General features: G+C 34.8%; 7 protein-coding genes and 1 pseudogene. 4 read left to right on the forward strand and 4 right to left on the reverse strand.

What is annotated here, in order from left to right; all coding sequences use genetic code 11:
• Window positions 1-89: 89 nt before the first annotated feature.
• The 3 genes from CHI06_RS16620 to CHI06_RS16630 all read right to left on the reverse strand — a co-directional run bounded on the left by CHI06_RS16620 (window position 90) and on the right by CHI06_RS16630 (window position 2,303).
• Window positions 90-722 carry a PspA/IM30 family protein gene (locus tag CHI06_RS16620; protein ID WP_095249747.1) on the reverse strand — a complete coding sequence of 211 codons (633 nt, stop codon included), beginning with the start codon at window positions 720-722 and terminating at the stop codon, window positions 90-92.
• A gap of 19 nt (window positions 723-741) precedes the next feature.
• Window positions 742-1,089, reverse strand: a complete 348-nt coding sequence (locus tag CHI06_RS16625) for a lmo0954 family membrane protein (RefSeq protein WP_095249748.1) — start codon at window positions 1,087-1,089, stop codon at window positions 742-744.
• Window positions 1,090-1,676: 587 nt separating this feature from the next.
• The gene (locus CHI06_RS16630; protein ID WP_095249749.1) at window positions 1,677-2,303 is read right to left on the reverse strand and encodes a recombinase family protein; all 627 of its coding nucleotides are present in this window, start codon (window positions 2,301-2,303) and stop codon (window positions 1,677-1,679) included.
• 322 nt (window positions 2,304-2,625) lie between these two features.
• Here CHI06_RS16630 and CHI06_RS16635 point away from each other — a divergent pair, with 322 nt between their 5' ends.
• The 4 genes from CHI06_RS16635 to CHI06_RS16650 all read left to right on the forward strand — a co-directional run bounded on the left by CHI06_RS16635 (window position 2,626) and on the right by CHI06_RS16650 (window position 7,451).
• Entirely contained in the window at window positions 2,626-2,940 is a 315-nt protein-coding gene (locus tag CHI06_RS16635; RefSeq protein WP_095249750.1) for a hypothetical protein, read from the forward strand.
• A gap of 748 nt (window positions 2,941-3,688) precedes the next feature.
• Window positions 3,689-5,236 carry a spore germination protein gene (locus CHI06_RS16640; RefSeq protein WP_095249751.1) on the forward strand — a complete coding sequence of 516 codons (1,548 nt, stop codon included), beginning with the start codon at window positions 3,689-3,691 and terminating at the stop codon, window positions 5,234-5,236.
• The gene (locus CHI06_RS16645; protein ID WP_095249752.1) at window positions 5,233-6,333 is read left to right on the forward strand and encodes a GerAB/ArcD/ProY family transporter; all 1,101 of its coding nucleotides are present in this window, start codon (window positions 5,233-5,235) and stop codon (window positions 6,331-6,333) included. The genes CHI06_RS16640 and CHI06_RS16645 overlap by 4 nt, the downstream gene beginning before the upstream one ends.
• Window positions 6,330-7,451 carry a Ger(x)C family spore germination protein gene (locus tag CHI06_RS16650; RefSeq protein WP_095249753.1) on the forward strand — a complete coding sequence of 374 codons (1,122 nt, stop codon included), beginning with the start codon at window positions 6,330-6,332 and terminating at the stop codon, window positions 7,449-7,451. Before CHI06_RS16645 ends, CHI06_RS16650 begins: the two co-directional genes overlap by 4 nt.
• 152 nt (window positions 7,452-7,603) lie before the next feature.
• On the opposite strand, the pseudogene CHI06_RS16655 reads toward CHI06_RS16650, so the two are convergent.
• Window positions 7,604-8,789 (reverse strand): annotated as a pseudogene (locus CHI06_RS16655) (IS110 family transposase).
• Between the last annotated feature and the right edge of the window lie 721 nt (window positions 8,790-9,510).

Raw genomic sequence — 9,510 nt, forward strand, 5'->3', positions numbered from 1 at the left:
ATGCGATAGCATTTTCGAGGAGTCTCGTGCCTTCCACGGAAATCAACAGAGTGTCCAAAATCAACAGGCACCTTTAACACAGCTATTAATTATATCGATTGCTTCATGTCTTTTTCTAATTGATTGATACGTGCATCAATCGTTGTTTGATTATATGAACGATTGACTTGATTTTCGAGTCGGTCGATGTAATTTTCAATTTCTTTGAAACGTGAGTATGATTTATCTGAGTAAGTGTTCGTTTCTAAAACTTGATTGATTTGATGGTTCGCTCTTGTTACGTTTTCACGTCCCATTAGCTCCATCCGGCGAAGCTGCATATCTTTTAGTTTGTTCTTCATCTCTCCAAGCTTTCTTTCTAGTTCGCCTAACTGAACTTTAACTTGCTCAAGGGATGCTCTTAATCTCTCTGTGCGATTTGAATATAGTTCATACTCATTTGAAGCAAATTGATAAAGCTCTGTTTCTTCCGCTTTTAAAGCAATTTCAGCTTGATGCTTCCTTTTTTCAGCTAACTGCTCCGCATGGTACAGCTCTTTTGTAAACTCATCCTTAAGTGCAGATTGTCGCTCCAAGAATTCCGCTACCTTTTCTGTTTCCTGTTCGCACTGGCGAAGGTATTGATTAAGTAACGCAATCGGATTGTGTTTTTCCTTTTTTTCAATTGCCTCGTCTAAGTCTGCGATAACAGTATCTTTAATTCTTGTGAAAAGATTTGTCATTTTAATTTCTCTCCTCTGATTAGTAGTTTTTTATTTCATTCCATTGTTTTTCAAAATTTACAAATGGATCAGATTCTTCTTTAACTACAGAATGTTTGCTGGAATTCCAATTTTTATAGACTAGGTAAAGAATGTAAGCAGCAACTACACCGATAATGGCAGGTGCATTAGAGATAGAAGCCATTAGAAAAATAACCCCGAAAATCCCCAGCGCAATTTTCCATCCAGTTGATTCTGCTTTTAAAAACTGTTTGTAAATGAAATATAAAACCGCCAGACTTATTAGTAACCCCACCATCGGACCAATTGTAGAAAGTAAGATGATGGTTGCAATTCCTCCTGCTATACATAAACCAAATTTTTTCATTTTGTTTTCCTCCTTTGCTTTCTTGATATCATCTTACCTTTTTTAGATGTTACATATAATTGAGCCTGAGCTTGATTTTCGAATAGGGCTAAAGACGTAGAAAGGGTCAGCCCCCAAAGGAGACTGACCCTTTAAATAGAAAAAACCTAACATCATAATGATGTTAGGTTTAGTGATGACCTGTGAGGGATTCGAACCCACGACCCCTTCCCTGTCAAAGTGAATTTATAGTATTCTCCTATATCCTAAATGTTCCACAAGGGTTAATAAATCAACCTTTTCACACCCTTTAGTATCCTAAAGGATTTCCTTTTTATCGATAGTACGTGCCCAAAATGTGACCAATATGGTAAGAAGAAATTAAGCACGCCTTTTTAGGTGTGTTTTTTGTTTGCTTATTTATTACCCTCTAAACTTAATAAAATTGTATGTCGTATCGTAATTTAAATTATAGTATTTTCCGCGTAGATGTACTCCCTCGCTTTTTAATCCTAACTATTATTCTTTTCCTGTAAACCCTCCCTCTTCTACTTCATAGCATAAAACTACTTTTAAAGACTTTAAAATGAAAGACACTCAAAGAGTGCCTATAATGTTTCTTCATATTGCTTGATGATTTTATAAAAAGTATTCTTTTTCAGTTCCAATGAATCCATTAACGATACCGCTGTAATTTCGCCTTGTTTCCATCCTACATAGTTCTCTTTTAATATGGCTCTCTGTCCATTAGAAAGCGTTTCTAATGACATAGTAGGTCTACCCAACTGTTTACCTTTCGCCTTCGCTACTGCTATTCCTTCCGCTTGTCGCTTACGTATATTCTCACGTTCTGTTTCTGCCATGAACGATAATACTTGTAACACTAAATCACTTACAAATGTTCCTAATGTGTCCTTATGCTGTGTCGTATCCAATAATGGCATATCTATTACTTTTATATCTGCTTTAATTTCGTGAGTGATATGTTCCCACTCTTTTTTTATTTCTTTTGAATTTCTACCGAAACGGTCAATTGATTTAATATATAGAAGGTCACCTTCACGTAATTGTATTTTTAACGCCTGATATTGTGGTCTATCAAAGTTTTTCCCGCTTTGCTTATCAATGAATATGTCACGCTCATTAATACCTAAATCAATTAGTTCTGTTAGCTGACGGTCAAGGTTTTGGTCTTTACTTGAAACACGAATATAACCGAATGTTTTTTTACTCATGATGTTAGTATCTCCTTTGTTAGATGATACTTAAATTATATCATTATCGTTTATAAAAGTATCTAATTATTTATAAACGTTTATATAGTAATTTTATACATTTACAATCATATTAAAAGCTAATTTCAAGGTAACTATATAGTGTTTGTAAAGGTGTACTTTTTCAAACATGATTAACATGGTAACAATTTACTAATATTTATATACCATTTATTATTAAGCTAACGAGCAGTTTAGTTTTTTATTCTTTTTTAGAGGGTGTAAGGAAAAGGAAAAGCATAAAACAAAAGGAATTGAAAAAATAAAAAGTGAGGTTCAAAAAATGAAAATAATGAATGTAGTATGGGTTTTATTAATCGTATTAGGTATGTTATCTGGTTGTTCCGAAGGTCCTCCGATTGACCATTTTGAAGAGAAAATAGTAGAAGCAACCGTAGTCAAAAAAGAACACGTAAGAGATGTGTCGGAATGGGAAATCACCCTCCAATATAAAGATAACGTCATAGTATATGGATATGACCATTCGGACTATTACAATCAGATAAAAGAAGGGGATAAAGTGCCTGTTACCTTAAGAAAAGGTTACACAAAGGAAAACAAATTGGAAGATGAAACGATAGACCCAGTCAACGAATAAAAATATGAAAAAGCGATGAAATTATAAAGATTCTTCTGCAACTAAAGGGTCAGTTTAGTTGGCTTATGACAATATTTACCAATATATAAAGCGATTTCGAAAAAATATAACTTTATTATTAATGGTTTAAAGAAAAGGTGATCTCAGCAGTTGATTATCTGCTTGTTGTTGTTGGTGCTTATTATGCATATGTCTCCTTTACTGGAGATGAAAAAGAAGGTAGCAGGTTTTAGAGTGGTATTTGATTTTAGTTCAACAATCGGGCCAGATTGTGGAATAAGAAAAAGAATTTCTAAAAGCTAACGAGGTTCACTGCCATCATTACATTCCTTTAATAACCTAAGAATCCTTCACGAAGATATTCATACAGTCATCCACCAAACAGACAGAAACTCAATTGATTTACGATTAAAGAACTTTAAACTCAATCAAGACGTAATAAAAAAGATTAACAAATATCGTAAGCGATGCGGGATGGAATCCAATATAATAACTTAACATCTTTGAGTAACTTGGAACTTATAATCTAGTAAGTAAAGTTAGATGGAGCGCGGAATGAGGGGAAACTTTCACGTTCCGTGTAGAGAAGGGGAAAAGCTGGAGATAACATCAAATGCTTACCTATTGCCACCTATCTAATTGAATACAGGGATTAAGGGAAAAAACAATTGTTTCTGTGATGAATATTCTACATCAACATCGTTCATAATAATTGTTAGTTAATTTAAACATAGAAAGAAGATAATATATGAGATTTTTCCGTTATCGATACCAAAATAAAAAGAATTCTATCCCAGAAATAAAATTGAACAGAATTTATTCTGATTTAAGTATAAACTTGTCCGGTGAATTATCTGAAAATTTAGATGTTTTACATAGATTGTTTATCAACACATCTGATTTGGTTGTTCGACAATTTAAAAGTAAACAGAATGGAAGTCGGAATGCTCTTGTTTATCTTGAAGGATTAGCAGATAAAAACTTAATCAACGACCATATTCTACGTCCTCTGATGTTTGATAAAAGCCTCAACTCCAGTCTTGAATCTGTAGTGACAATTGGTAGTATAAAATATATAAATAGTTGGAGAGAAATAGAAAAAACGATATTACATGGTGGAAGTGTTTTGTTTATTGATGACCTTACAAAGGCGGCGGTATTCAATACTCAAGGGTGGCCACAAAGGGCGATTGAAGATCCACAGCTCGAAGCTTCCTTAAAGGGAGCACATCAAGGATTTACAGAAACTGGCAGTCAGAATATCGCTATGATTCGTCGCTTTATAGCAAATCGTGAATTAAAAATAAAGGAGTACACAGTCGGAAAGAGGTCTGAGAGTAAAGTTTCCATTCTTTATTTGGCCGATGTCGCCCATCCAGAAATTTTAAAGGAATTAGAAGACCGTATCAAACATTTAGATGTGGATTGCATTTTAAATACTGGAGAATTAGCAGAGTACATTGAGGACAACCCATATTCTCCATTCCCACAGTTTTTAATGACCGAACGACCAGATTCTGCCGCGTCCCAACTTTTACAGGGTAGGTTGTGTGTGATTGTAGACCGTTCTTCTAGCGCATTAATCGCACCAACTGCGATGATTTCATTTTTACAAAGCGTCGATGACTACAGTACAAGATGGATAGTAGCTTCTTTTATAAGGATTTTAAGGTTTTTAGCTTTTTTAATTGCTATTTTTTTACCTGCATTATATATTTCAATCATTTCTTTTAACTTCCAAATAATCCCTATGGATTTGTTACTATCGATAGGAGAGTCAAGGGAACGGGTACCATTTTCGCCTATAATTGAAGCATTATTGATGGAAATTACATTAGAGTTATTACGAGAGGCTGGTATACGCCTTCCTTCACCTATTGGACAAACAGTAGGAATTGTTGGAGGAATCGTAATTGGTCAGGCAGCGGTCGAGGCAGGTATCGTTAGTAACATAATGGTAATCGTTGTTTCATTTACAGCCATCGCTTCTTTTAGTATCCCAAACTATGACATGGCATCTAGTATTCGCTTAATCCGTTTCCCGATGATGTTAATTGCTTGGATGTTCGGTATAGTAGGGATAATGGTTGGATGGATGTTATTAATTGGACATCTCTTGTCTCTTAAATCACTCGGTACACCTTATTTCTCTCCTTTAGCTCCTGTACGTTTCTCAGATTGGAAAGATACTTTTATTCGTGTGCCACTTTGGAAAATGACTACTCGTCCAAAAAGTACCAGGGCAATTCAATCCAAGAGGATGGGATCAAATCGGCCATTGGAGGATGACAAATGAAGAAATATGCTTTTCAAGAAATTACCTTTATGCAGTATATTTTTTTAATTCATGGTACACAAGTTGGCATAGGTTTTCTTTCACTTCCAGGTCGACTTGCAGAGGAGAGTGGTACAGACGGTTGGATGAGTATTCTAATTGGTTGGATTTTCTCAATTATAGCAAGTTTAATAATTATTCAATTAATGAAAAAACATCCGGATAAAAATGTGGTTGATCTTTTACAACGTTATTTCGGAAAGTGGCTTGGTAGTCTTGGTACCATTTTACTTACCCTCTATTTAGCATTTATGGCTTTTGCTATAATCCATCGTACAGCCTTGTATGTCAATTCTTGGGTTTTACATCAAACCCCATCATATATTTTATTAATCCTTTTTACAATTCCATCATATCTCATCATTCATGGTGGTGTACGTAATATTGCCAGATATGCAGAATTGGTTTTTTTAATGTCAATCTGGATGTACCTTGTGTACTTGATTCCATTAAAAGACAGCCACTGGATTAATTTGTTACCCCTCTTTAAAGAGGGGTTACAGCCATTATTACTTAGTATCAAAACGACAGTGTTTTCTTTTTTGGGGTTTGAGATCACCTTATTTTTATACCCATATTTAAAAAAAAAACAACTGGCTTCAATTGGAATCATCATTGCGAATACACTTTCTATGCTCGTTTATTTATACATAACCATTATTTGCTTCGCTTTTTTCAGTCCAGATGAAATTACTAAATTTTTTGAGCCAACACTCTATATTCTAAGGATTATTGAATTTAAATTTGTAGAAAGAGTTGACATTATTGTCATGTCATTCTATATAATAGTCATTTCAAAAGTATGGATTCCTTATATGTTATTTACAGTAATGTCTACAAGTCAAATACTTAATAATCAAGATTATAAAAAGCTTTTGTTCCTTCTACTCGTGTTATTTGTACTCGTTACTGGTATAATAAACCCTTCTTTTAACGCTAATACCTCTTTAATGAAAATTTTAGAAAAATTTGGGTTCATCATAGCGTTTGTTTTTCCAATATGTTTTTGGTTTTATATGTCAGTATCGGATCGAATATTTAGGAGAGAAAATATATGAAGAGAAGATTAATATTTATACTAGTTATTATATATGTTGTTTTTCTTCAGGGTTGTAATAGAAGCCGTCAGATATTAGAAGATCTTACGCTAACATTGGTTGTAGGTATGGATTTAGATGAAGAAAACAATCTTATTATATATACATCCAGTCCTGTATTTAGTGAAGAGGCTGAGAAAAAATCGGAAGAATACGGAGTAAAATCACAATCACTACGTCAATCTAGGGGGAAATTTGATGCAAGAGTCGCTGGTCTCACCACTGGAGGAAAGGTTCAAGTAATTCTCCTAGGAAAAAAAATCCTGCAACAGGAAAATTGGTTTCGTTTACTCGATCTTATGTATAGGGAACCAGATTTTTCTACGACAGCTAGAGTTGTTTGCGTTGACGGTACCGTATCTGAACTCATTCAATATCAGGGTGAAGATAAGCCACGGCTTTCTATTCAACTAACAAAGTTAATCGATACAGCTAATGAAAGAAATATTGTTGTAAAAACAAATCTTAAAGAATTGCACAGACAAATGTATGAAAAAGGGGTTACCCCTGCCATTACCGAAATTAAAAAGAATCAAGATGTTATTTTAACTGGAACAGCATTATTAGATAAAAGCGGGAAATATGCTTTTAAACTAAATATTGAAAAAAATCCTTTGTTACATATTTTGCAACATCAAGTGAAGGGGGACCTCTCATTATCTCTTTCACTTCCAGAACTAAACGAAAGTAATAGTGTATTTAGTAATAATGAGACAAGCTTCGTTGTCCAACAACTGAAACGAAAAATAAATGTCAATTACAAAATGGACAAATTTCATTTTGATATACAATTAAATATGCCAATTTACTTTAAAGAACGCCTTTTTACATTTGATACTGTAAAGAATGAGAAAAAAATGGAAAAAATGATTGAAGAGCAGCTCGAAAAACAATTTAAAAACCTAATTCAAGATTTTCAAGAACATGAAATCGATCCAATTGGGTTGGGTATGTATGCTAGAGCCTATCAATATGATTCTTGGAAAAAGGTTCAAAATCAATGGGGAGAAGCAATGGGAAAAGCTGAATTTAATGTTTCTGTGAAAATTGATATAAAAGATTCAGGAATAATAAAATGAAAATAAGGACTAGGATTCCCTTTAAAATGAACTACCATGAAAATTAACTTCTGCAACGATCTAAATTTGGCAATACTAAAGAAGACGCAGCTCTTTCATTTTTTTTAAAAGAGGCGACTGATCGGTAGGAGCGTTATTATAGAGTAATGGATTTAGGATGCTTCGGATATTGTCACGGTATAACCTAGGTTTTCTAGTTTACGAACTGAATGTCGAACAATTGATGCCTGTCTTTGTTTATCAAAATAATCTTCGCCTAGGTTAACGTACATTTCGTTTCTTGTTAAGAGATAATATGCGATTCGCAATATCGCATGGGCTACGACAATAGATGCTCTTTTCCTACCTTTACGACCGGCAGTTCGCCTGTATAGTGCTCCTAGGTAGTTTTTTGACCCTCTAACTGATTGAGCTGCTTCTGTTAATGCTGATCTAAGATATTTGTTCCCTTTTTTGGTTCTACTTGATTTTTTCTTTCCTGCACTTTCGTTTGTCCAGGAACTAATCCTGCCCAAGAACACATATGAGCTGCAGTAGGGAATTGTTTTTTTACATCAGTCCCAATTTCAGACAGGATCTGCTCAGCCATTTCTGGTCGCTATACCAGGAATCGAATCCAATCGTGCCACATCTTCTTGATGAGAACTGACTCTTTCTGCAACTTCCTTATCAAGCATTTCGATTTGCTCAGTCAGAAAATCAATATGACCTAAAATGGTTTTTAACATGAGGCGTTGATGTGAATTGATATAGCCTTTTAGGGCGAGTTCCAGCTCTTCTTTCTTCTTTTTCATAGTGCGACGTGCAAAGTTTGCTAGTTTTCAGGATCCTCCTCACCAGCGGCAATGGCATCGAGCATAACCCGAGCTGAAACACCAAGAACGTCGGAAACAACAGAACCTAATTTAATGTTCGCACCTTCTAACACCTTCTGAATTCGGTTATGTTGCCTGGTTCGCTCTTCGATAATACTTCGGCGATAGCGAACTAACTCACGCAGTTCACGTTGATTTCGATCTGGAATATAACTTGCTTTGAGCAGACCGTGGCTTAGAAGCTTGGCAATCCATTCTGCATCTTTCACATCTGTTTTGCGTCCTGGAACTGCCTTTATATGTTGGGCATTCACAATTAAAAACTCAATATCCTCAGCTTCAAGTAAATTCACAATCGGCTTCCAATAAACACTTGTGCTCTCCATAGCAACATGCGTACAACTATGTTGTTTAATCCAGTCAACCAACTGTAATAGAAATACAGTTTAGTAGAAAACGTTTGAATCTCCTTTCCTGCAGGTGTCACAATACATGCAGTAATATTGTCCTTATGGATATCCATACAGCATGCTCATTCAATGACTACATCCATTGAAAACATCCTTTCTACGGCAATTGTTATGATTAGAGGCTGGTGCATCAACCAGAATAGGATTAATCTACCATGTGTGCTTCCCCTAAGGGAGCGACAGTCAGTGGTGCACCGTGGTCGGTGGAGTCAGACTAACGGATGGGCTCTAACGCACCATAGTTCAGCGACCTTCCTCTTCCAGCCGTAGAATCAGTATTGACGGTTCGAAACCATTTTCATTCTCTGTGGTGAAGCGCCGATAATAATTTAAATCCCTTGGGTGTAAGAACATTATTTTTACATAATTTCCATATTATACCATATTATTTTTATTTCAATTCTTTTAATTAATAAAATTATAAAAATAGATCACTTCTTTTTAAGGATGGAATAGTAAATAAACATTCAGCCCAATGTTGATTTTGCATTCACTTAAACTATAATTCAAGCTGTTTACTTATCCTTTTGCTTATGATGTTAATTACCATTAATTAATCGATCACGAAGAAGCAAATAATCATCTTCTGTAATAGGTTGGTGACTCTGACCATGCCTAGGTAAAAACCCTGGAATTGTTTTTTGAATCGACTCGAGCGACAATTCTTCTCTTGGATCATTTTTTAAAAATTCTATTGTAACTGGAAGATTTAAGGGATATCCCGGTTTCTTATCAGGAAAGTGTTCCCCGTCAGAAAAACCTCTGAAAACTGTA

The organism is Bacillus sp. 7884-1 (assembly GCF_002272245.1).
Lineage (GTDB): Bacteria > Bacillota > Bacilli > Bacillales > Cytobacillaceae > Neobacillus.

Bases quoted from the DNA above. Each gene is read 5' to 3' on its own strand.
- CHI06_RS16620 (WP_095249747.1), bottom strand. From the start codon at position 722: ATGACAAATCTTTTCACAAGAATTAAAGATACTGTTATCGCAGACTTA.
- CHI06_RS16625 (WP_095249748.1), bottom strand. From the start codon at position 1,089: ATGAAAAAATTTGGTTTATGTATAGCAGGAGGAATTGCAACCATCATC.
- CHI06_RS16630 (WP_095249749.1), bottom strand. From the start codon at position 2,303: ATGAGTAAAAAAACATTCGGTTATATTCGTGTTTCAAGTAAAGACCAA.
- CHI06_RS16635 (WP_095249750.1), top strand. From the start codon at position 2,626: ATGAAAATAATGAATGTAGTATGGGTTTTATTAATCGTATTAGGTATG.
- CHI06_RS16640 (WP_095249751.1), top strand. From the start codon at position 3,689: ATGAGATTTTTCCGTTATCGATACCAAAATAAAAAGAATTCTATCCCA.
- CHI06_RS16645 (WP_095249752.1), top strand. From the start codon at position 5,233: ATGAAGAAATATGCTTTTCAAGAAATTACCTTTATGCAGTATATTTTT.
- CHI06_RS16650 (WP_095249753.1), top strand. From the start codon at position 6,330: ATGAAGAGAAGATTAATATTTATACTAGTTATTATATATGTTGTTTTT.